This window comes from Enterococcus avium (genome assembly GCF_002891025.1).
Classification (GTDB): domain Bacteria; phylum Bacillota; class Bacilli; order Lactobacillales; family Enterococcaceae; genus Enterococcus_A; species Enterococcus_A avium.
The window spans coordinates 3,075,530-3,098,631 of sequence record NZ_NBSL01000002.1 but is presented as its reverse complement, the minus strand read 5'-3'; the positions used below and the strand labels follow the sequence as shown (position 1 = coordinate 3,098,631).

22 protein-coding genes and 1 other RNA gene are annotated in these 23,102 nt (G+C 38.5%); 8 read left to right on the top strand and 15 right to left on the bottom strand.

Features of this window, described 5'->3' with window-relative positions:
- Positions 1–399 precede the first annotated feature (399 nt).
- Positions 400–522: a hypothetical protein gene (locus tag AUF14_RS23125; protein WP_256137776.1), complete on the bottom strand. Its 123-nt coding sequence runs from the start codon at positions 520–522 to the stop codon at positions 400–402.
- An 818-nt stretch (positions 523–1,340) separates the two neighbouring features.
- Between AUF14_RS23125 and AUF14_RS15565 the strand changes: the two genes are divergently transcribed.
- From AUF14_RS15565 to AUF14_RS15550, 4 genes are read left to right on the top strand one after another with little or no spacing between them, the layout of a single operon-like run.
- Complete coding sequence (locus AUF14_RS15565; RefSeq protein ID WP_049221017.1) at positions 1,341–1,928, top strand: TetR/AcrR family transcriptional regulator; 588 nt, start codon at positions 1,341–1,343, stop codon at positions 1,926–1,928.
- A 2-nt stretch (positions 1,929–1,930) separates the two neighbouring features.
- Positions 1,931–2,788 carry an ABC transporter ATP-binding protein gene (locus AUF14_RS15560; RefSeq protein ID WP_016181123.1) on the top strand — a complete coding sequence of 286 codons (858 nt, stop codon included), beginning with the start codon at positions 1,931–1,933 and terminating at the stop codon, positions 2,786–2,788.
- Complete coding sequence (locus AUF14_RS15555; RefSeq protein WP_049221015.1) at positions 2,785–3,498, top strand: hypothetical protein; 714 nt, start codon at positions 2,785–2,787, stop codon at positions 3,496–3,498. The genes AUF14_RS15560 and AUF14_RS15555 overlap by 4 nt, the downstream gene beginning before the upstream one ends.
- On the top strand, positions 3,482–4,192 hold the full coding sequence (locus tag AUF14_RS15550; RefSeq protein WP_049221014.1) for a hypothetical protein: 711 nt from the start codon (positions 3,482–3,484) through the stop codon (positions 4,190–4,192). Before AUF14_RS15555 ends, AUF14_RS15550 begins: the two co-directional genes overlap by 17 nt.
- 42 nt (positions 4,193–4,234) lie before the next feature.
- Here AUF14_RS15550 and metG read toward each other — a convergent pair whose 3' ends face one another.
- The 11 genes from metG to AUF14_RS15490 form a co-directional block, all read right to left on the bottom strand.
- Complete coding sequence (metG, locus tag AUF14_RS15545; protein WP_049221012.1) at positions 4,235–6,244, bottom strand: methionine--tRNA ligase; 2,010 nt, start codon at positions 6,242–6,244, stop codon at positions 4,235–4,237.
- 663 nt (positions 6,245–6,907) lie between these two features.
- Positions 6,908–7,252, bottom strand: coding sequence for a DUF2200 domain-containing protein (locus AUF14_RS15535; RefSeq protein WP_016181127.1), 345 nt, complete (start codon positions 7,250–7,252; stop codon positions 6,908–6,910).
- A gap of 15 nt (positions 7,253–7,267) precedes the next feature.
- Positions 7,268–7,819, bottom strand: a complete 552-nt coding sequence (locus AUF14_RS15530; RefSeq protein WP_227656352.1) for a helix-turn-helix domain-containing protein — start codon at positions 7,817–7,819, stop codon at positions 7,268–7,270.
- 66 nt (positions 7,820–7,885) lie between these two features.
- On the bottom strand, positions 7,886–9,055 hold the full coding sequence (locus AUF14_RS15525; protein ID WP_049221006.1) for an NAD(P)-dependent malic enzyme: 1,170 nt from the start codon (positions 9,053–9,055) through the stop codon (positions 7,886–7,888).
- Positions 9,042–10,424: a class II fumarate hydratase gene (gene fumC / locus AUF14_RS15520; RefSeq protein ID WP_049221004.1), complete on the bottom strand. Its 1,383-nt coding sequence runs from the start codon at positions 10,422–10,424 to the stop codon at positions 9,042–9,044. The genes AUF14_RS15525 and fumC overlap by 14 nt, the downstream gene beginning before the upstream one ends.
- Before the next feature lie 131 nt (positions 10,425–10,555).
- Positions 10,556–11,002, bottom strand: a complete 447-nt coding sequence (dtd, locus tag AUF14_RS15515; RefSeq protein WP_049221002.1) for a D-aminoacyl-tRNA deacylase — start codon at positions 11,000–11,002, stop codon at positions 10,556–10,558.
- 10 nt (positions 11,003–11,012) lie between these two features.
- Positions 11,013–13,220 carry a RelA/SpoT family protein gene (locus AUF14_RS15510; RefSeq protein ID WP_016181132.1) on the bottom strand — a complete coding sequence of 736 codons (2,208 nt, stop codon included), beginning with the start codon at positions 13,218–13,220 and terminating at the stop codon, positions 11,013–11,015.
- 72 nt (positions 13,221–13,292) lie between these two features.
- Positions 13,293–14,036, bottom strand: a complete 744-nt coding sequence (locus tag AUF14_RS15505; RefSeq protein WP_049221000.1) for a 16S rRNA (uracil(1498)-N(3))-methyltransferase — start codon at positions 14,034–14,036, stop codon at positions 13,293–13,295.
- A 1-nt stretch (position 14,037) separates the two neighbouring features.
- Positions 14,038–14,985, bottom strand: a complete 948-nt coding sequence (gene prmA / locus AUF14_RS15500; RefSeq protein WP_049220998.1) for a 50S ribosomal protein L11 methyltransferase — start codon at positions 14,983–14,985, stop codon at positions 14,038–14,040.
- Positions 14,986–15,087: 102 nt separating this feature from the next.
- A complete protein-coding gene (locus AUF14_RS15495) occupies positions 15,088–15,564 on the bottom strand; it encodes a DUF3013 family protein (RefSeq protein WP_049220994.1) in 477 nt (158 codons plus the stop codon).
- 2 nt (positions 15,565–15,566) lie between these two features.
- Positions 15,567–16,193: a DNA-3-methyladenine glycosylase gene (locus AUF14_RS15490; RefSeq protein WP_049220992.1), complete on the bottom strand. Its 627-nt coding sequence runs from the start codon at positions 16,191–16,193 to the stop codon at positions 15,567–15,569.
- A gap of 258 nt (positions 16,194–16,451) precedes the next feature.
- Between AUF14_RS15490 and AUF14_RS15485 the strand changes: the two genes are divergently transcribed.
- The 4 genes from AUF14_RS15485 to AUF14_RS15470 all read left to right on the top strand — a co-directional run bounded on the left by AUF14_RS15485 (position 16,452) and on the right by AUF14_RS15470 (position 19,099).
- Complete coding sequence (locus tag AUF14_RS15485) at positions 16,452–17,729, top strand: replication-associated recombination protein A (protein ID WP_048720605.1); 1,278 nt, start codon at positions 16,452–16,454, stop codon at positions 17,727–17,729.
- A 227-nt stretch (positions 17,730–17,956) separates the two neighbouring features.
- A non-coding RNA gene (ssrS, locus tag AUF14_RS15480) (6S RNA) lies at positions 17,957–18,150 on the top strand.
- Between the two features lie 66 nt (positions 18,151–18,216).
- Positions 18,217–18,501, top strand: coding sequence for a hypothetical protein (locus AUF14_RS15475; RefSeq protein WP_049220990.1), 285 nt, complete (start codon positions 18,217–18,219; stop codon positions 18,499–18,501).
- A gap of 127 nt (positions 18,502–18,628) precedes the next feature.
- The gene (locus tag AUF14_RS15470) at positions 18,629–19,099 is read left to right on the top strand and encodes a universal stress protein (RefSeq protein WP_048720611.1); all 471 of its coding nucleotides are present in this window, start codon (positions 18,629–18,631) and stop codon (positions 19,097–19,099) included.
- A gap of 67 nt (positions 19,100–19,166) precedes the next feature.
- Here AUF14_RS15470 and fucO read toward each other — a convergent pair whose 3' ends face one another.
- The 3 genes from fucO to AUF14_RS15455 form a co-directional block, all read right to left on the bottom strand.
- Complete coding sequence (gene fucO, locus AUF14_RS15465; RefSeq protein WP_049220987.1) at positions 19,167–20,324, bottom strand: lactaldehyde reductase; 1,158 nt, start codon at positions 20,322–20,324, stop codon at positions 19,167–19,169.
- Positions 20,325–20,431: 107 nt separating this feature from the next.
- A complete protein-coding gene (locus tag AUF14_RS15460) occupies positions 20,432–21,007 on the bottom strand; it encodes a hypothetical protein (RefSeq protein ID WP_049220985.1) in 576 nt (191 codons plus the stop codon).
- Positions 21,008–21,020: 13 nt separating this feature from the next.
- Positions 21,021–23,084, bottom strand: coding sequence for a BglG family transcription antiterminator (locus tag AUF14_RS15455; RefSeq protein ID WP_049220983.1), 2,064 nt, complete (start codon positions 23,082–23,084; stop codon positions 21,021–21,023).
- Positions 23,085–23,102: the final 18 nt, after the last annotated feature.

Below are 23,102 nucleotides of genomic sequence, written 5' to 3'. Positions count from 1 at the left end.
TTATTCAGGAATATAACCGATTTATAATCCTGAAATATAAAATAGTTTATATAAACCTTAGAAAACCTACAATTAAATCGTTATCTTTGCTAATATGGTTTATATTTCTCTAAAATACTTAAAACGTTATTTTTAAATTGTGAAATCCTCTGATCATCCCAATATAAAAACCTTAATAATTCGTTTTTTTATCTACCCTTAAAAGAACTTAAAAATGAAGAACAACGTTAAAAGAAGCCTCACTTTAAACCGAGATTCTTCGCAAAAAATCTATCTTTGCTATCAAAAAAAGATAGTAAGATAATAAAGCTAGACAAAGTATTTCAAAAAACATGGCCAATCATTCCAATAAAAAAGAGCCTCTAATAAAAGAAGCTCATACTCATGCTAAAAATTCTATTATAATCCTGCGAAATTGCCTTCTGAATTAATATGATAACGACCTGTATCACTTTCAACCTGTGCATTGGGCGAATCAAGGATAGCAATAATCCTACTATCAACGCCCAACTGTTGATTCAACTAATCTCCTTCCAATTTATTCTACATAACAGCTTTCACCATATTAAAACCTTAGCTATTATGATTCGAATTATACAATTTCAGCTTGAAGAGATGATTTCTAAAATCGCATAAAAAGAAACCCTAAAGCCCTTTACAAATAAAAGTCCCAAAGATTCCGAAAATGAACGATAGCCCGCTCAATTAAGAGCAGGCTATCTAACTAATCAATATTTATTATTCTAAAGTTGAGGGTGTTGACTATTACTAAAAATTAACTATTTCTCGTTTAAACGATGTATTCCCAAATCCTACTAATACATCCTTGTAACCCTTTAGTTACGCCAGTTTGATTAAATTTCATCAAAATGAGTTAAAGTATCGCATAAAAATATTTTTCGTATTTTTTTATTTTAGCATACTTTTAGATAATTGAAGATATTAAATCAGAATATTATTCAATTCTTTTTACTAATTTAATAACTTTATGGGAGTAAAACTTTTCGTTTGCTGCCACTCTTGATGCTTGAGAACTTTTATAATGTATTGTCAAAATCCAAAACGCCTTTCAAAACTAGTCATCTCAAGATGCTCCAGATCGTTGATACATTCTCCAATCTTCATCATCAGTTATTGGCTTGTTTCATTATCACCTTTCTTATATATTTTCAAAATCAGCCATCATCATTATCAAAAATTCTTTATTCAAAAAAATTCTTATTTGTCTCCATGCTGGATGAATCATCTAAAAAAATTATATTGACATTGAGCAAGGATCATTATACGATTTATATGACCAAAAAATATTTTTGGTCATATAAATGCAATTGGAGGATTCTATGCCAAAATTTAGTAAGCATGAAAAACAACTCATTTCACAAAAATTATTGACTGTCGCAGAAAAACTTTTCTGTGAATATGGATTAAAAAAAGTAACTGTCGCAGAAATCACTAAAGCAGCTGCAATCGCTAAGGGCTCTTTCTATGCTTTTTATCCCAATAAAGAAGAACTCTATTTTAATATATTAGTGAATTGCCAAAAAGACATGTGGCAAAAAATGGATTGCTACTTGAAGCAAAATCATAGGTTAAAGCAAAGAGAATTGGTAAAAAAAACAATGATTTATCTGTTCGAATTACTCCCGCAATATCCTTTAATCAAAAAAACAGACAGTGAAACGATGGCTGTATTATTCCGGAAGTTACCATCTAAAGTGATCGAAAATCATTCTAGTGAAGATGCTGAAGCCTTAAATCTTTTTATGGATTACGGTGTTCGATTTACTCAACCTATTGATGTAGTTACAAAGGCATTCCAAGCACTCTATGGAGTGATCGTTTTATTAGAAAAAGAGGATGAAGGGCTACGTTGGCAAGTGTTGACTGTGATGATGAATGGTTTAATCAATGAATTAGTGGAGGAATAACGATGATTCGTGTAGAAAATCTCTTTTATCATTATCCCAATAGCAAAACGCCTACTTTGAAAGAGATAACTTTTGAAGTAAAAAAGGGGGAAATATTTGGATTTTTAGGTCCTTCCGGCGCTGGGAAAAGTACTCTTCAAAAAATCCTAACGGGAACTCTTTCTGGTTATCAGGGAAATGTGTCTGTAATGAATCATTCTCTTAAACATCTACCTGAAGATTATTATGAAAAGATCGGTGTTGATTTTGAGTTTCCAAATTTTTACGGGAAATTCACGGCTTTAGAGAATTTAACTTATTTTTCTTCTTTATATAAGCAAGATCCTTTAGATCCACAACCTTTTTTGACTCGGATGAACCTGTGGCAGGATAGAAAAAAGACAGTTAATCGTTTTTCAAAAGGGATGAAAACACGCTTAGGTTTTATTCGTTGTTTACTCCATAATCCAGATCTTCTATTTCTAGACGAACCCACGAGTGGTTTAGACCCATCGAATGCCCGAATACTTAAAGACATGGTTAAAGATTTGAAAAAAGACGGAAAAACCATCATTCTAACGACTCATAACATGCATGATGCAGAGGAACTCTGTGATCGTGTCGCCTTTATTGTGGACGGCGAGATACGAGCATTAAATACTCCAACTGCTTTTCGTCGTTCTAATGCTGTTAATTGGGTAACTTATACTTTTCTCAATCAAGATAATAGGGAAAAAGAATGTCATGTGCCACTAGATGACTTGCACTCTGATCAGCATTTCTTACATCTATTGGCAGAAAAGAAAATCACTCGAATTCATTCTCGAGAAAAAAATCTAGAGGATGTTTTTATTTCATTAACAGGAAGGCGATTGCAATGAGACTCCTTTATACGATCAAAAACGACATGTGGTATCAAGCAAAATACGGTTTCTATTTCATTTATACGATATTGACGATTGTGTATACTTTGATTCTCCGACCGATCACTGACCTAACGATTAAAGGTTGGGCTGGAAGTTTGATTGTACTTAGCGATCCTGCCGTATTGGGCTATTTTTTTATCGGCGGCATTTGGCTCTTGGAGAAAGACGAGGATCTGCATAACTACATCAGAATCACACCGCTGAAAACGACGGAATATGTGTTGAGCAAGATTATTTCTTTAGGAGCGGTTTCTACCTTGTCAGCTACGTTTATCGGTGTTATCTCCTTACCTTTGCAGCACCCGTTTTTATTAGCCGCGATCGTTTTTCTCTCCTCGTGCTTCTTCACATTATTTGGATTGATTTTTGCAACCTTCGCTAAAACGGTCAATGGCTATTTACTGACCAGTGTACCACCTGCTCTTTTACTTTTAACACCAGCGATTTTATCGGCTCTTGGAATTGAATTTCCCTTTGCAAAATTAGTCCCTGGGACAGTTGTACTCGAATTAATCAACAACATTTTGCTCAATAAAACAGACGGATTTTTCTTTTATATCATTGAGTTATTGCTGTGGATCGGACTGACCTTTTGGCTGGCACTTCATTTTGTTCGCCAAGAAACAGGATACGGCAGGAGGACGAAATATGCGGCAGACACTTAAAGTTTTCTCGATTGGCATGCATGTTGTCATGCGGGATGCTATCATGCTATTTTTAATCCCTGCACCATTGTTAGTTGGAATCACTTTTCACTATTTGCTTCCATGGTTGAATCAGCTTCTTTTAGAACGTTTCGGCTTTTCATTTGAAGAATGGTATCCCCTCGCAGATGGGTTGATGATTATTTTGACACCGACCTTATTAACCATGTCCAGTGCCTTTTTGCTTTTGGAGGAATGTGATGAAGGACTTGGCAGTTATTATCAGATTACACCGGCCAAACAATTTCACTATCTTATGGCTAGAATCGGACTTCCAGCACTCTGGGGATTTCTATGTGCGCTTGGGATTGCTAGTTGGTTTGGTCTTTCTCAGCTTTCGTTCTCCGTTATCATTGCCTGTTCATTTCTCGCTGTCTTATTCGGCAGTAGCGTTGCAATCATGATCGTAGCTCTAGCATCAAATCGAGTAGAAGGTTTAGCGATCTCGAAGCTGACTGGGATTACTATGCTGGGAATGTTTATCGCTGGTTTTGTCTCTGATTCTTGGCGTTGGTTAGCAGGAATTCTTCCGAGCTTCTGGTTAGGAGAATTAATTTTAGAAAAAGCGCTCTGGTTTAATCTATTGCTTGGAACGGCAAGCAGCTTAATCTGGATTATTCTTTTCACTAGAAAATTTATCAAAAAAATCAGGTAAACAAAAAGTCGAAATCCACTTGATTGGATTTCGACTTTTCATTTATCCTACGATTGCGCCATTAGGCATATCAGCTGGTGCTTCCACGACCTTCAATGTACCGTCTGGTGCTTCCGCTGAAAGAATCATTCCTTGACTGATCTCGCCGCGCATTTTGCGTGGTTTCAAGTTTGCAACAATAATCAGCTTTTTACCAACTAAGCTTTCTGGATCTGCATAAAATTCTGCAATGCCAGACAAGATTTGACGATCTTGCTTGTCACCAGCATCTAAACGGAATTGCAATAATTTGTCGGCTCCTTCGACTTTTTTACATTCCATGACTTCTGCGACTTTTAATTCAACTTTATCGAAAACATCAAATTTGATTTCCTTATCCTTGACTGAAACAAGTTCGGTTTCTTCTGGATTCCATTTGATCTTTTCTTCTTCTGGCTGACTACCTTCTGACATTTTTTCTTTAATATAAGCAACTTCTTCATCCATATCCAAACGTGGGAAGATTGGTTTGCCTTTTGGTGTCACCTTCGTATTTTCTGGAAATTCTCCAAAATGAATTGTCGCTAAATTCATCATGTCAGCATTTAGACCTAATTGTTCAAAAATACGTTTAGGTGTTTGCGTCATGATTGGTTGTAAAAGAATCGCTACGATCCGCAAGCTTTCAGCTAAATGAACCATCACGCTTTCTAATTCCGCTTTGCGTTCTTCATCCTTCGCTAAAACCCAAGGCTCTGTTTCGTCAATGTATTTGTTTGCACGAGAAACCAATGTCCAAACTTCTGCCAACGCGTTGTTGAATTCCATTTTATCCATTGCTTCACGGTAACGACTCACGACATTCGCAGCCGTTGTAGATAGTTCACTATCAAAATCCGTCACTAACGATTTATAAGCTGGAACAACGCCGTCACAATATTTGTTGATCATAGCCACTGTACGATTCAATAAGTTTCCTAAGTCATTCGCTAAATCGTAATTCACCCGAGAAACAAAATCTTCCGGTGTAAATACGCCATCTGAACCAAATGGGATTGCTCTTAATAAATAGTAACGTACAGCATCTAAACCATAACGTTCGACTAACATTTCAGGATAAACAACGTTTCCTTTTGATTTAGACATTTTTCCGTCTTTCATCATTAACCAGCCGTGACCGTAAATTTTCTTTGGTAATGGCAAGTCCAAGGCCATCAGCATGATTGGCCAATAAATCGTGTGGAAACGTACAATTTCTTTACCAACCATTTGAACATCTGCTGGCCAGTATTTTTGGAATAGACTGTCATCATCAGAACCATAACCTAAAGCAGTAATATAGTTTGATAACGCATCAATCCAAACATAAACCACGTGTTCAGGATTCGCATTCACTGGAATCCCCCATTTAAAGGTTGTTCGTGAAACCGCTAGATCTTCCAAACCTGGTTTAATGAAATTATTGATCATTTCGTTTTTACGTGATTCCGGTTGGATAAATTCAGGGTGCTCTTCATAATATTCCACTAAACGATCCGCATACTTGCTCATACGGAAGAAGTAAGATTCTTCACGCACCAATTCGACCTCATGACCACTTGGCGCTTTCCCGCCGATCACGTTGCCTTCTTCATCGCGATATACTTCATCCAATTGTGTCTCAGTAAAATATTCTTCATCAGAAACAGAATACCAGCCTTCGTATTCGCCTAGATAAATATCTCCTTGTTCCAACAATTGGTCAAAGATTTTTTTAACCGCTGCTTGATGATAATCATCTGTTGTCCGAATAAATTTGTCGTAGCTGATATCCAACGTCTTCCATAACTTTTTGATATCTGTTGCCATCTTATCTACATACTCTTGTGGGTTTACACCAAGTTCTCCGGCTTTCTTTTCAATTTTTTGTCCGTGTTCATCGACCCCAGTCAAATAAAACACGTCAAAGCCCATCATGCGTTTGTAGCGAGCAATCGCATCACAGGCAATCGTTGTATAAGAATTCCCAATGTGCAGCTTGCCACTTGGATAATAAATTGGCGTGGTAATATAAAATGTATCTTTCTCTGCCATGAGGCTCCTCCTTTAAAAATAGATTCCTACGTAGTATACCACAAAACCATATATGGTTTGAAAATTCCATCCATTAAATGGCGCTTTTTTTCCATTTATACCCATAAAAAAGAAAGCTTGCTTAGCGGTCCTTTATATAAAAATTCTAGAATTAAAAATTGATTCATTGAATTTCAAGTAATTTTTAATGAGAAAACTTGAGTCAACATGACGGAACCTATAAAGAAAATACTACCTAATAGCGGTTTGATACTATCTTGTTTTATCTAGTATTCGTTAGGTGCGGTAAAAATGCGATAAGGCTTTTTTGATAGTAAATGTAACCCTGTTTTCCCTCTTTGCGCTTCCCGTCAATGGATACTCCATAACTATTCTCAGGGAAATTGATAGTCTGAACACCCTTTTCAATATGGATCGTTCTCAAAGTAAGCCCCTTAGCACTTGCAAAAAAACGCTTGTTCCATTTGCTAATTATTATAAGAAATATAGAACATCGAGATTCCAAGTAGCACAAAAATGATCCTTCTCAGTCTATTGATCACTCGCCACTTTCGATCCATTACAAATCCTGATTTCTTATTTAACTGCACGTAGTTTAACACGACAGCATTCAATAAAAATGTTATAAAAAAACAGCGAATCCAAGAAGACTCGCTGCGACAATTATTTCCGTAAGATTTTTTCCATCTTCTTACCTTTAGCTAATTCATCCACTAATTTGTCCATATAACGGATTTTCTGCATCAAAGGATCTTCAATATCCTCCACTCGATAGCCGCAGATTACACCTTTGATCAAAGAAACATTTTCATTCAATTCTGGAGCTTCAGCAAAAAAAGTTTCCATATCATTGCCAGAATCAATTTGCTTTTGCAAACCTTCTTCGTCATATCCAGTCAACCAATAAATAACTTGATCTAATTCTTCCTTACTTCGACCCTTTTTTTCGATCTTTTTAAGGTACAGCAGATAGATCGAACCAAAGCTCATTTTAAATATTTTACTCATTTGCGAACCTCTTCTCTAAATAAAATGCAAAGCGATCGTAAATAAACACGTGAGTATAATCGTAACTATTCCGAGAATCTTCATTTGTTTTAGTTCTTTTTTGAATTTCTCTTCATTGCCTTTTAACTGAGCAATTTTCCCTTTAAATACGCATAACGTAAAAAAATTTGTTAATGAAGCCGCACTGATAAAAGACACGGCTCCAGTATTACTCATTTCTGGAAGTGAATACATCATGACAATCAAAAGAATCGCGGTTAAGACAGGTCCTATAAAGTATACCCATGACAAATTTACAATTTCTTCTCTTCGTTTAATTTCATTCACTACAGTTGAATCTTCTAATAATAAGTCATCTAACGAAACATGAAATACTTTTGCCAGACGCAAGACACTTTCAATATCGGGCACGGTCCTTCCGGTTTCCCAATTTGAAATGGTTCGTTTCGATACAAAAATTTTATCTGCTAATTCTTCCTGTGTCCATTTTAAAGTTTGTCGTTCCAATTTGATTCGTTGACTGATTTCCATCTGTTCACCTTCAATAGTTGAATTTACTACTTTCAAACTATCTGATTTGCGAAAAACTGTCGAGAGAAAGTTCTTTCCACCCTTGATATGATAACATTTGCGTTAACGCGTTACACCATCTTTCCTAGCTGCCTCGGCGACCTTCATGGTAATCAAATCCACTAAATTTTCATCAAAAGCAGAGGGAATGATGTAGTCAGAGTTCAGTTCGCTATAAGGAATCGAGTCTGCTATTGCATGTGCACAGGCCAATTTCATCCGCGAGGTAATTTTTGTCGCTTCAGCAGTGAATGCTCCTCGGAACAATCCTGGAAAAGCTAAAACATTATTAATTTGATTTGGAAAATCTGAACGACCCGTTCCCACTACTGAGGCGCCACCAGCGATCGCTTCGGCATAAGTAATCTCCGGTTCTGGATTGGCCATCGGAAAGACAATGTTTCCGTCATTCATCGATGCGATCATTTCTTTAGTAACTAGATTAGGCGCAGAAACACCGATGAAGACATCTGCCCCTACAAAGGCTTCCGCCATCGTACCAGAAAAATCTTTTAGCGCGATCAATTCTAGGATCTCTTTTTCTACAAATGTCGCATTCACCATCTGTTCATTCAAAGCCCCATCTTTATTAAACGCTAGGATGTTTTTCACCCCAAGATCAACCAACATGTGGATAATTGCACTGCCGGCCGCACCTGTTCCCGAGATCACGACCTTCAAATCTTTTGCTTCCTTCTTAACCAGCTTCAATGCATTAATTAAGGCTGCCGTCACAACAACAGCAGTTCCATGCTGATCATCGTGAAAAACTGGGATGTCCAATGCTTCGATCAAGGCACGTTCAATCTCAACACAACGTGGGGCACTAATATCTTCTAAGTTGATTCCGCCAAAAGTAGGCGCGATCGCTTTAACAATTTGGATAATTTCCTGCGGATCCTTTGTGTTTAAACAAATCGGTACAGCATCGATGTCTGCAAACTCTTTGAATAGCAGTGCTTTTCCTTCCATTACCGGCAAGGCAGCCTCTGGTCCGATATCCCCCAAGCCTAAAACAGCTGTGCCGTCCGTAACAACCGCAACACTATTACTTTTCCAAGTATAGTCATACGCTTTATTTTTATCTTCGGCAATTTTCCGACAAGGCTCAGCTACCCCTGGCGTATAGGCTAAAGATAAATCATCTTTGTTGTGGACTTTAGCTTTGCTAGTTACTTCAATCTTTCCATGCCATTTTTCATGTGCAGTTAAGGCTTCATCATAAATAGTCATCAACATTCTCTCCAATCATTTTTTCCGGACGAACCCAGTTCTCATATTCTTCCTCTGTCACATAACCTAACGATAAAGCAGAATCTTTCAAAGTCGTTCCCTCGTTGAAAGCTTTCTTAGCAATTTCAGCACCTTTATCGTAGCCAATATGCGTATTTAAAGCCGTCACCAGCATTAGAGACTGTTCCAAAAGGTCTGCCATCCGATCCTCGTTCACAACCAATCCCTTTAAGCATTTATCACTAAAGGAATGCAACGCATCTGTCAGCAATCGAATACTTTGCAGCAGGTCAAAAGCGATCAATGGTAAATAAACATTCAACTCAAAATTCCCCTGTGAAGCCGCAACTCCAATTGCCGTATCGTTCCCCATTACTTGTACTGCAACCATCGCTAACGCCTCGCACTGTGTCGGATTAACTTTACCCGGCATGATCGAGCTCCCAGGTTCGTTAGCTGGCAGAGTAATCTCTCCTAGACCACTACGAGGCCCACTTGCTAACCATCGGATATCATTTGCCATTTTCATACAATTCACTGCCAATGCCTTTAACGCGCCGCTAACATACACAACGGCATCACGATTCGCTAAAGCATGAAACTTATTGCTCTCTCCGACGAAATGGATTCCTGTTTCTTCATTTAAAGCCTCAATAAATGCTCGCTCATAAGCTTTCGATGCATTCAGACCGGTCCCAACAGCTGTACCGCCAATTGCTAACTGTCGCAATTCTGTTAAACTATTGGCCAACATCGTTGCATTATGCTCTAGGGATGAACGCCAACCGCTGACTTCCTGTGCAAAGGTCACTGGAGTCGCATCTTGTAAATGCGTCCGTCCAATTTTAATCACATGCTGATTCTTTTCTTCTAATTCTTTTAATACACTGACCATCTCATGGATTGCCGGTAGTAAAGTTCTCTCAATAGCAAATGTTCCAGCAATGTGTAGCGCAGTTGGAAAAACGTCATTCGAGCTTTGAGACATATTCACATCATCGTTCGGATGAACAGTCAAATCCTTTTGACTTGCCAAATGAGCAATGACTTCATTTGCATTCATATTACTCTGTGTGCCGCTGCCTGTCTGCCAAACCACCAATGGAAACTCATCCCAGTTTTCACCTTTTAACAGCAGATCAGCGGCATGCTGAATCGCCAATGCCTTTTCCGCAGCTAGTTTTCCCGTCCTCTGATTGGCCACAGCTGCCATTTTTTTTACCAATACAAGAGCACGCAATAATTCCGGTGGCATTTTTTCACCGCCAATCTTAAAATTTTGGCGACTTCGTTCGGTTTGCGCCCCCCACCAAGCCTCTTTTGGCACTTCAATTGGGCCCATTGAATCATATTCCGTTCGTGTTTTCATACATTCGACTCCTTGTTTATATTAGGAGGAACTGAAATACTTATTCTCCTATTTTGTACAATTATCTCTTATTTATACTGAAATGGATACAAAAAAAGTACAAAAGCGATCAAACTTTTGTACTTCGTTCGTTATTTATCTCTTGTGTCAAAAAGAATCGTGACAGGCCCATCATTGATTAATGCTACATCCATATCGCCACCGAATTCACCGGTTTCAACGACTAACCCTGCTTTGCGTAGGCCTTCGTTGAAATATTCATATAAGGGGATCGCTGTTTCAGGGCGGGCTGCCTTTACGAAACTTGGTCGATTTCCTTTTTTCGTATCCGCATATAGTGTGAATTGTGAAACACTCAGAACGCTGCCGACAACATCCTGCAATGACTGATTCATTTTTCCTTCTGCATCTTCAAAGACACGTAATAAAGGGATTTTGCGAATCAAATAATCCGCATCTTCCTGAGTATCCTCTTCATGAATGCCTAGAAGAATCATGAAGCCGCGACCGATCTTGCCGACAACTTGTTCATCAATTGTTACACTTGCCTCACTCACACGTTGAATAACTGCTCGCATAAGAAACCTCCTACCCTTTCGTCCGTTTCACACTGTAGACATCTGGAATGGTCTTGACCTTATCAACGATTGAATATAAATGATTCAAGTTTTGAATCTTAAAGGTCAAGTTGATGACAGCCAATCGATCTTTGGTTGGTTTTGCTTCGACGCTAACCAATTTTTTAGTCATACCGCTAACGATATTCAAAACATCGTTTAGCAAACCATCACGATTGAAGCCATAAATTTCCAAATCAGCATTATATTCTTGGACTGAATTTGTCGTATCTTCCCATTCCACTTCGATCAACCGCTGTTGAATATCTTTTTGCTTCGTAATATTCGGACAGTCGGATCGGTGAATCGAGATCCCGCGACCTTTAGTGATATAACCGACGATATTATCCCCTGGAACAGGATTACAACAATGACTGATCCGAATCAATAAATTGTCGATTCCTTGAATGACAATACCGCCTTCATGCCGTACCTTGATTTTTTCAGGCTCTTTGGGATTATTGACCATCTCATCAACAGCATCACGCTGTTTTTGCTTCATTTGTTCCCGGCGTTCTTTTTCGGTTAGACGATTAGCAAAGGTCAAGGCGCTCATTTCACCAAAGCCAATCGCTGCATATAAATCTTCTTCACTGTGGAAATTGAACTTGTCCAGCACATCCGAAAGCTTGTCCTTCGTCAGCATCTCCTTGGGTACAAAACCTAGATCATTGATGCATTTAACAACTGCATCATGACCTTTGGTAACATTTTCTTCCCGATCTTGAGTTTTAAAGAAGCGTTTGATTTTATTTTTTGCTTTACTGGTTTTTACTAAGTTTAGCCAATCACGACTTGGTCCAAAGGAGTTAGCCGAGGTCATAATTTCAATGATATCGCCATTTTTCAATTTATAATCCAACTGCACCATTTTGCCGTTAACCTTGGCTCCAGTTGTTTTATTACCAACATCGGTGTGAATACTGTAAGCAAAATCCAATGGTCCTGAACCTTTAGGCAACTCTGTCACATCACCTTTAGGGGTAAACACATAAACCTTATCGCTGAAAATATCGCCTTTAACGCTTTCCATAAATTCAGACGCATCGTAGCTTTCATCTTGTAGCTCGATGATCTCACGGAACCAATCCAACTGCTTGTTATCTTGTGTTGTTTCCTGCTTATCAGTCTTGCCTTCTTTGTAGGCCCAGTGAGCTGCAACCCCGAACTCAGCGATTTGATGCATTTCATGAGTACGAATTTGAACTTCTACTGGATTGCCGCTCGGTCCGATGATTGTTGTATGAAGCGACTGATACATGTTGGCCTTTGGCATCGCAATGTAATCCTTGAAACGCCCCGGCATTGGTTTCCATTTCGTATGAATCGCACCAAGTACAGCATAGCAATCCTTGATCGAATCCACGATTACACGAATTGCTAACAAATCATAGATTTCGTCGAATTGTTTCTTCTGATCTCGCATTTTGCGATAAATTGAGTAGATATGTTTGGGACGACCATAGATATCACCTTCGATCCCTAATTCTTTTGTTGCCTCTTTAATTTCTTCGACAGCTTCGGCAACAAAACCTTCTCGTTCATCACGTTTACTGCGCATCAAATGAACAATCCGGTAATACTGCTTTGGATTCAAATAGCGTAATGCGGTGTCTTCTAATTCCCATTTAATCCGGCTCATCCCTAAACGATCAGCTAGTGGGGCATAGATTTCCAGCGTTTCGCGGGCAATTCGACGTTGCTTGTCATCACGTAGATATTTCAGAGTCCGCATATTATGCAAACGGTCGGCTAACTTGACCATGATGACGCGCAAATCCTGCGCCATCGCTAACAGCATTTTTCGGTGATTTTCTGCTAATTGTTCTTCGTGAGACTTGTATTTGATTTTCCCTAATTTGGTGACACCGTCAACTAACGAAGCAACATCTTCACCAAATTCAACCTTCAAATCCTCTAATGTTACAGGCGTATCTTCTACAACATCATGTAAAAAACCTGTCGCAACCGTGTGAGGGTCCATATGTAAGTCCGCTAAAATCCCTGCAACTTGGATCGGATGAATAATGTAAGGCTCTCCTGATTTGCGAATCTGAGGCTTATGGGCTTCATATGCAAAGTCGTAGGCCTTTTGTACAAACGCCACGTGCTCTTTTCCCATGTACGTACTAACCATCCTGATGACGTCAGGACCGGTCAATTCAACTTCTTTTGCCATGTGACGTTCCCCCTTGTTTTCTGAAAATGATTGTTCTTATTATACAAACTCTCGTAAGCTTTTTCAATCAAATCAGTGTTGTAGTTCATAATAGAAACTTGCCGCGCTCAAAAGATAGAAGGGCGCTGTTTCTGTTCGTAAAATTCGTGGTCCTAAACCGCAAAGCTTTCCGCCAGCTTCCTGAAAATTTTCGATCTCTTTTGGAGTCAATCCACCCTCTGGACCAAATACGACTAATAATTTTTGTCCAGAAGTTAATTGTTGAAATGTTTGAACTAGCTGGGCTTGCTCTCCTTGCTTGGCCGATTCCTCGTAAGCGATCAAAACAGCGTCATAATCAGCAAAACCAGCGATCAATTCCTTTTCTGAAGCAAATTTCACCACTGGTAAGACTTGTCGATGGGATTGTTCCGCTGCTTCTTGCGCGATTTTATTCAACCGCTGCTGTTTTTTTTGCTGCTTCTTCGCATCCCACTTAGCTACCGAACTCTCACCAGGAAAGGCAATAAAATCATGGGCTCCGAGTTCTGTCCCTTTTTGGACGATCAGCTCCAGTTTTTCCCCTTTCGGAAAACCGCTGGCAATCGTGATATCAATCGGTAACTCTCGTTGCAGTCGCTCTTTTTCAACCTCTTTCAACGTCACCTTATCATTATCGATGGCGATGATCTTCGCCTTAATCGCAGTTTGATCATTGAATACGAGAAATACTTCCGTGTCGACCGTCATGCGCATCACACGCGACATATGATGATGCGGATCGCCGCTGACTTCTACAGTTGGTTCATATGCCTGATCTAAAAAATAGCGTTGCATTCTAGTCTTCCTCTGGTTTCTTCAAAATAATCGCGAACCAATCTTTTTGCTGGAAGATTCGATCAACTTCAAAACCTTGCGTATACATTTCTTCCAACACCATATCTTTTTTATCTTCAATGATGCCGGAAACGATAAATGTCCCATCTGGTTTTAATAAACGCCAAGCATCTTCAATCATTAAAACAATGATATCTGCTAAAATATTTGCCACGATCACATCGGCTTCTTGCTCCACACCGACTAATAAGTCATTAGCAGCAACATGGATATTTTCAGTGTTCGCATTTAGATCGACATTCTCTTGCGCCGAACGAACAGCAACTTCGTCTAAATCATAGGCATAGATATCTTTTGCCCCATAAAGCGAACTAGCAATACTTAACACGCCAGAACCTGTGCCGACATCCAAGACTGTTTCACCACCGCGCAAAACAGTTTCTAATGCTTGCAAAGTCAGATTCGTTGTCGGATGTGTCCCTGTTCCAAAAGCCATTCCAGGATCTAATGTAATGATTTTTTCATCTTCATGTTGGGCTTCGTACTTTTCCCAGCTAGGTACGATTGTTAAATAGCGGGTCACCCGAACAGGATGATAGTACTTTTTCCAAGCCGTCGCCCAATCGCTTTCTTCTACTTCACTAACTTCCACAATATTTTTACCTATGTTCAATCCAAACTCGGGTAATTTTTCGATCTTCGTTTTAATGAAGGGCAAAATTTCGGGCAAGAAAATCGTTTCTGGAAAATAGGCCATCACAACGGCACCCTCTGTTAGACTAGAAAATGTTTCCTTATCTAAAAGTTCTCCGTATTGATCTTCTTGGTAATTCTCAAAGTCCAACGCATCTTCAATCGCGACACCCGATGCGCCTGCCTCCATTAAAATATTCGAAACAGCCTCGACCGCTTCGCTTTCTGTTGTTACCTTGACTTCATTCCACTTCATTTTTTTACCTCCTTATTCATAGTAAATGGGCTAATTTCATGCCGTATGTCATTCCTCTATACTTCATTATATTTTGACTGATTGATTAAGAAACTGAAATCCTTAATAACTTGGATACGGCAAATAACTGCTGTCAGTTGGTTTGATTAATGCCTTAAACACAGCATCGTCCCATTTCATCTCAAAAATCGTATCCTCGCTATCATCAGCTAAGAAATCCAACAAATCGCTTTGGCCCTCTTCAATGACTTCTTTCAAATAATCGACAACTGCCGTCAATTCATTTTTCTTCATACCTTTTTTTCCTTCATACGGGATTACCGCTAAAAAATCCTCTGAATCGTAGGTAGATTTTTCAGGATCGACTAATAAGATCGCATCTTCAAATTCAATAATCTCTTCTTCTGAAGCCACTCCATCGACATCATCAAGCTCGATCTGCCCCTTGTTTTCACCATAAATTCGAAAAGCAATCTCGAAGCTATGATTGCGTGTATCCCAGTCCAGTGCTAATTCATAATCGGGAATTTTCTTGTTTAAGTAGTTATCTAAATAAGTAACCATGGTCTCTTTTGCCATTTTCAGTTCCTCCATCCATTATTTTCTTCTATTAAAAGCTTTCGTTGTTTGGTTATGTAAGGATTGCCATGAACGACAAATCGCAAAGGTCTTTCCGTCCAAATCCCTTTGTTAGGTATTCCAATACGCGGAAGTGCATCAATTTGTTTAGGAACACGTCTTTTTTCTGGTACTAAATGCAGTGAACTAGTAAAAATTGATTCGCCGTATAATTCTCGAGTAATCCCTAATGCTTCAACTAGTTTTCCTGGCCCATCTGAAATCATCGCGCCGGTTCTGCCATGACGATTCTGAACCATTTGCTCAATGCCTTCTACTGGCTCAAAGCCACGAATCATCACTCCTTGCGGCATTCCTTCCGGTTGTGTGATCATGTTCAAGATTAAATGGGTATGCATCGTATATAAATAGATTGTCCCCGGTTTTTCATACATTGCTCGCACACGCGGTGTATCTCGCATGCCATAACTATGTGCTGCTTCATCATCAGGACCTAAATAGGCTTCGCAATCTACAATATAACCACCTAATTTCCCTTCCGATGTCTCATGCTCTAAATACATACCTAGTAAGTATTTGGCGATATTCTCCGTTGATTCTGTATTAAAATAGTTGATTACTTGTTCCATTTTCCTCACCTTCTACATGATACACAATAATCCTGCCTCATGCTACGCCCAGCAATCAAAACTCAGCAAACACAAAGGAAAAATGCTATAATGGGAACGTATATTTGCCAGTTCTGCTTTAATAGATTAGTAAATTGGCATGGCTACGAGGATCCAACTATTTTTCTTTTTTTGAAAAGGTTATTCTTATTAAAAGCTACTGCCATTTTTGATCATACATATTAATAAAATGGAACTATTACTAAAAGGAGGTTCCCTATGCAACAGCCTTTAGCTTATCGCATGCGTCCCCGCAATTTAGATGAAGTTGTCGGTCAACAGCATTTAGTCGGTACCGGGAAAATCATTAGACGGATGGTGGATGCTAGAATGCTATCTTCTATGATTTTATATGGCCCACCCGGCACTGGAAAAACCAGCATTGCCAGTGCTATCGCTGGCTCAACGAATTACGCCTTTCGGATGCTAAATGCCGCCACTGATACAAAAAAAGATTTACAGATTGTTGCTGAAGAAGCCAAAATGAGCGGCACGGTCATTTTACTATTGGATGAAGTTCATCGTCTCGATAAAACGAAGCAGGATTTTTTGCTGCCTCATTTAGAAAGCGGACGAATTATCATGATCGGCGCTACAACAGAAAACCCCTATATTACAATCAATCCCGCTATTCGCAGCCGAACTCAGATTTTTGAGGTGAAGCCTCTAGATGAAGAGGATGTTATCACAGCAGTCAAATCGGCCCTGGACGATAAAGAGCGAGGATTAGGAGAATACCCAGTTGAATTGGATGAGGAGGCATTAAACCATTTAGCCCGTGCAACGAATGGCGACTTGAGAAGTGCATTGAATGGGTTAGAATTAGCTACGAAATCCACACCCAAAAATGATGAGGGAAAAATTCATTTAACCTTATCCATCATTGAGGAATGTGTTCAACGAAAAGCACTTACTCATGACAAAGACGGTGACGCTCATTATGATGTAATCTCCGCTTTTCAAAAATCAATCCGCGGCAGTGATGTCAATGCAGCATTACATTATTTAGGTCGGCTAGTCGAAGCGGGTGACCTTCCGATTATTTGTCGGCGCTTAATGGTGATTGGCTACGAGGATATCGGCCTAGCTAATCCTGCTGCCGCTGCCCGTACGGTTCAAGCCGTTCAAGCGGCAGAAAAATTAGGCTTTCCTGAAGCGCGGATTCCTTTAGCCGATGCCGTAGTTGATCTCTGTCTATCACCAAAATCAAATTCGGCTTACACAGCCTTAGATGCGGCGATCACAGATATTCGAATGGGAAATGCTGGTGAAGTGCCCGATCATCTGCGGGATAGTCATTACAAAGGTGCCAAAGCCCTGAACCGCGGCGTTGGTTATCAATACCCGCACAGCTTTGAGAATGCTTGGGTGGATCAGCAATATTTACCAGACAAAATCAAAGATGCCCACTATTACGAACCAAAAGCTACGGGGAAGTACGAGCAAGCCCTTGGTCAACAATATCAGCGTATCGAAGAATGGAAAAAGAAAAAATAAGACAAATACTACATTTCCCAAATTGAAAAGACTTTAATTAATCCGTCAAAAATCTTTTCTTCTATTCACCAAAAGATCAAAATAAAATAAGCATTTTGTTTTGACAAAATCGCTTATTTTTTTATACAATGTACCTATAGAAGACGTGAATGTTTTGGATGACTTCTCATTTACAGATATAAGCCACTTCGTTGCGTCTCAATAATGACTGTGCTATGATTGAGATGGAAATTCTGTGATGTGCGCGTTGCCTATTTCAGTGTTGACCGAACATTTTTATTGATATCTTGGGATCTGTCTTGTGTCAAAGTTGGTAACATGCCTTTACATTTGGTAGTTCAATGCTTAGACCATGGAACCCACCTGCTGTATCTTGCGGGATCAATACTATCGGGTGAATAACGGCATCGACGGAATTTTCCATTTTTTATGGAGTGAAAGCAATTTGCGTACGCAAATTGCTTTTTATTGTATAGGAGGAAAAAAGATGATCCGCATTTTATTATTTTTACTGGCATTTATCCTATTATTTTGCAGCTATTATTTGATCAAAAAACCTCAGGGATTGCTAGTTCTATTTAGCGAGGAAAAACAAAATGAGTCCCGTAGCTTTTTACGCCAATTTGGAATTATTTATGCTGTCTTAGGGATTATGGCGATTTTGGTCGGTTTGATTAATAACCGTTCTTATTCGATGATGTATTTGATCTTACTTTTGGTTGTCGCAGCGATCTTTGCTTTATTGATGGGTTCAAAAACAAAAAAAGGTTAACAGTACCATTTTCAAGACTTTTGTTTTAAAATAATAGGTGAGAAGATAGTATATGACTTGTATTTAAGTTCTATTTTTTCTAGAAAGAAAAATAAAGACTTTAAAACAAAAAAGGGAGTTGGGAACGATGGATCAAGAATATAGTAAAATCATGGTGGCAGTCGATGGCTCTAATGAAGCTGAATTGGCGTTTAAAAAAGCGGTAAATGTCGCAAAACGAAATCAGGCTGAACTATTACTAGCTCACGTCATTGATACACGAGCGTTTCAAACAGTTTCTTCTTTTGACAATGTTTTAGCAGAACAAGCAACAGATATGGCGAAGCAAACTCTAGACGATTATGAAGCTGAAGCACAAAAAGCCGGTGTTAAAAACATTAGCAAGGTGATTGAATATGGCGCACCAAAAGTAATGATTGCTAATCAAATCCCTGAAAATAATCAAATTGATTTGATTATGCTTGGCGCAACTGGTTTGAATGCTGTGGAACGTTTATTTATCGGTTCAGTCTCTGAATATGTCATTCGCAATGCCGATTGTGACGTTTTAATTGTTCGAACAGATTTAGACAACAAAGTTCCTGAAGAAGACGATTAATATTAAACTAAGCGGGTGTGCTGATTAGCATACCCGCTTTTGCATTATATTATTTTTTAAATTCAGATTATTTTAGCATAGACTTGTAAAGATCAATGATCTCTTCTAATGTAGCATCCCGGGGATTTCCTGGTGAACAAACATCACGGAAGGCATCTTCAGCGATTTTTTGCACATCCTCTTCCTTCATGCCAATCTCAGTCAAACTTTGCGGAATCCCCACGTCTATTCCTAATTGCTTCACGGCTTGGACTGCCGCATTACGAACTTCTGCTAATGACATATCTACCGCACCTTCGACGCCCATTGCAACAGCAATTTCACGATATTTTTCGCCAGTGTATTCTTTATTGAAATCCATAATCAATGGCAAGAGTGTCGCACAGGCGACACCGTGAGGAGTATCATACCAAGCAGATAATGGATGCGCCATTCCATGAACTAAACCTAACCCTACATTAGAAAATCCCATACCGGCAATATATTGACCCAACGCCATTTTTTCCCGTGCTTCTTGATCTCCCGCAACTGAATCTCGCAACGCATGTCCGATAATCCCAATTGCTTTGATGTGAAGCATGTCGCTCATTTCCCAAGCTCCCTTAGTAATAAATCCTTCGATCGCATGAGTCAAAGCATCCATACCTGTTGCCGCACATAATGCTGTTGGCATTCCCATCATCATATCACTATCAACAAATGCAACAATCGGGATATCGTGAGGATCAACACAAACAAATTTACGCTGATTGGCCTTATCAGTAATTACATAGTTAATTGTGACTTCTGCAGCTGTTCCAGAAGTTGTCGGCACTGCTAAAATTGGCAGAGAAGGCTTTTTCGTCTCAGCTACGCCTTCAAGACTGATTACATCTGAGAAATCAGGATTGGTCATAATGATTCCAATCGCTTTGGCTGTATCAATTGGAGAACCACCGCCGATTGCAACAATATAATCTGCTTCCGCCACTTGACAGGCTTTGACACCCGCTTGCACATCCTCAATTGAAGGATTAGGTACAATACCGTCAAAAATCTCGTAACTTAGCTCTGCTTCATCTAAAATCGCTGTAACCTTTGTTGCTACATCAAATTTCAATAAGTCTTTATCCGTAACAACTAGTGCTTTTTTAAATCCGCGCATCTTAGCCTCATTCGCTACCTCTTGAATTGCTCCTTTGCCAAAATAAGATGTTTCATTCAAAATCATTCGATTTACTGCCATTGTATTCTCTCCTTTATTGTGTTTTATTTCACAGCTGATTATCCCACAGCGAGAAAACGTTTTCCATGACTTCTCATTATAAATATTTGCTGTAAAATGTGACGTACTTAACTATTTCTTAAATAATATTTTTCATATTGATGGATAAAGTCATTCGCCTCGTTTTTTTTCTTGAAAAATATTTTTTCCGTTTTTACCTCTGTTCGTATGTTGATACAAAAATATTGATTGACCCTTTCTAGTTGCACTCCCATTATTTTTTTTATAGGAATTAATAAAAACTGACCATCCGTCAAATCAAACAATAGGAAATGCTGTGTTCCTACGATCTGACCATTATTCGCAACAAATTTCCGTTGTTGCTTAATCTCTTGAATCAATTTTTTATCTAAGTATTCAACATCAGAAAATTTCTGCACATCAAAATAGTTCTTTAAATCGTGCATGATCTGATTCTCACTCAAACTATTTTTTCTCTTTTTAAGAAAGAAAAAAACGACGAAAACTAGCACATACAGTCCTACCACCATTTGAACATCTTTGATTTGCAGATTTTTTTCGATCAGCCACCCATTGATGAGATACATCAATAAGATCATGAAAGCTCCTTTAAGAAAAAAATTCAGTTGATTGAGTGTCTTGTCTAACGTTACTTTGCGCAACAGAAATCCTTGATTTCCCATCCTCTACTCCTTATCATTTATGGTTTTCTAACTGGAAATAATTCCGTATGTCCTTCTCATAATTCGCATTTTTCATCGCTGAAATAAAACTAGGGATTTTAGCTAATTCATAAAGGTGAGTCACAGCCTTGATATGACTCTTCTTATCCTTTGGTGCAATCACGACGATTAAACTAATCGAAATATTTTCCGCAAAAGCAATTGGCTGATCCAGTTTTAAAAGAGACATTCCCACTCGATATACACCATCCTCTGGGCCAGCATGTGGAATCGCCAAGTCTGGTGAAATTACAGAATAGGGATATTCTGGATCGTAATGTTCAATCACAGTTTCAATATATGTTGGAGAAACATAGCCTTCATTGACCAAAGGTTTGCCTGCAATCCGAATCGCTTCCTCGACAGATCGAACACTAGGATAAATTTGAATATGAGAAAGAGGCAATAGATCCTTCAAATCAGGGTTCTGATTTTGAGCATTCACACCTTCATTGATTTCTGTTGCAAGTAAACAATCTTGTATTTCTCGCGTTAATTGCTCTTCATTAATAATTTGGGCATTCTTTTTGATAATTGACAGTAACTGTTGAACAACTTCACGATTTTTTGACAGCCCAAATGTCTCATCGAAATCGATACGTTTACGTACATCGCTGATCAAATTCATCTTGTCTTCATCCGTCAAAAAATGCGGAATTAAAAAAACTTCCTTTTTAGTATTCACCGGAACTGTTGAAAAGACGACGTCTCCAACGTTATGATCCTCTTCATAAAATTCTCGCAAAGACATATTACGTACAAATTCTATCGTCGTAAATAATTGCTTTAATTCTCCTAATAATAGTTTCGAAACGGATACTCCATGTTGACAAACCACCACCGCCCGAATTTTTCGCCTTTTTTGTTTTTCCAGCTCTTCATTGATAAAGCTCAAAAGAATAACTGATAGATAGATTAATTCCCCTTCTGGAAAAATAATCTTTAAATAGTCCTCAATAATCCCGATTGATTGATGAACTAACGGATGAATGAAGACATAATTTTCAACATTATCTAAAAAAAGCAGATCATTATCCGGCAAACCGAATTTTATTCGATAATAAGCCGGAATAATATGCTGATAGATTGCTTCCTCCAACTGACTTTTATTTTTGATATCGGTAATTCCTAAAATCTCAAAACTATTGATAAAAGATTGAATCCGCCGCATCAATTCCTGATCTTTATAATTCGAACGGATTTTGATCAGATTGGTGCTTAACAGCTGGATCGAAATAAAATGAATTTCAATTAAATAATTCGAACCCTTGAAAAAAGGTTTCAACGCTTGGCAAACTTTTGAATAAAAATCCTTTTCCACCATTTGAACATAGTTGCCTAAGACTCCCGCTGACAATTCATTCCCTTGTCCGAATCGAACGGAACACATGTAACTTGTCAGATAGAGATCAATTAGTTTGAATTCTGTAAATTCTAAGCCCAACTCATGCTCTAACAAATGGATTCGTTTTTTTATTTCTGCTAAAGTTTGACTTTTGATTCCAATCATTGCCAGATAATAATCAAGATTTTTTTTTGACTTTTCTACTTCGCGAATGAATTTGATTCCTAGTCGACGAATGTCCATCTCATTTCCTGAAAAATAAAAACCTCTTTTTCTGGAGAATTGTAAGTCAATATCCAACGGTTTCAAATGATTTTCAATTAGCTTCCGTTTGTCGCTTAAAATAGTATTTTTACTAACAAAAAGTTTTTCAGCCAATGTTTTCAGTGTCTCGCCCTGATGAAGTAAAACAATCAGATAGAGATAACATTCTCGTTCTCTATCTGATAAGTGGATTGACGGCGAAACTTTCGTTAAATAGCTTTTTATCGCTGCACTCTGACCATCTAAGAGAAAAAAAGATCCATTCTTCTTAATTTTTCCTAATTTTAAATCAACTAATTCTTGATTGACCTTTTTGATTCGGTAATCTAACTGCCCCTTAGTCAAATTAAACTTTTTTTCTAAAGAAAGTGAGGTATGACTGCCTTTTGAAAGAAATAAATCTAACAATTGAATCGCCGTAACATCCATTTTTAATCCTCCTCATTT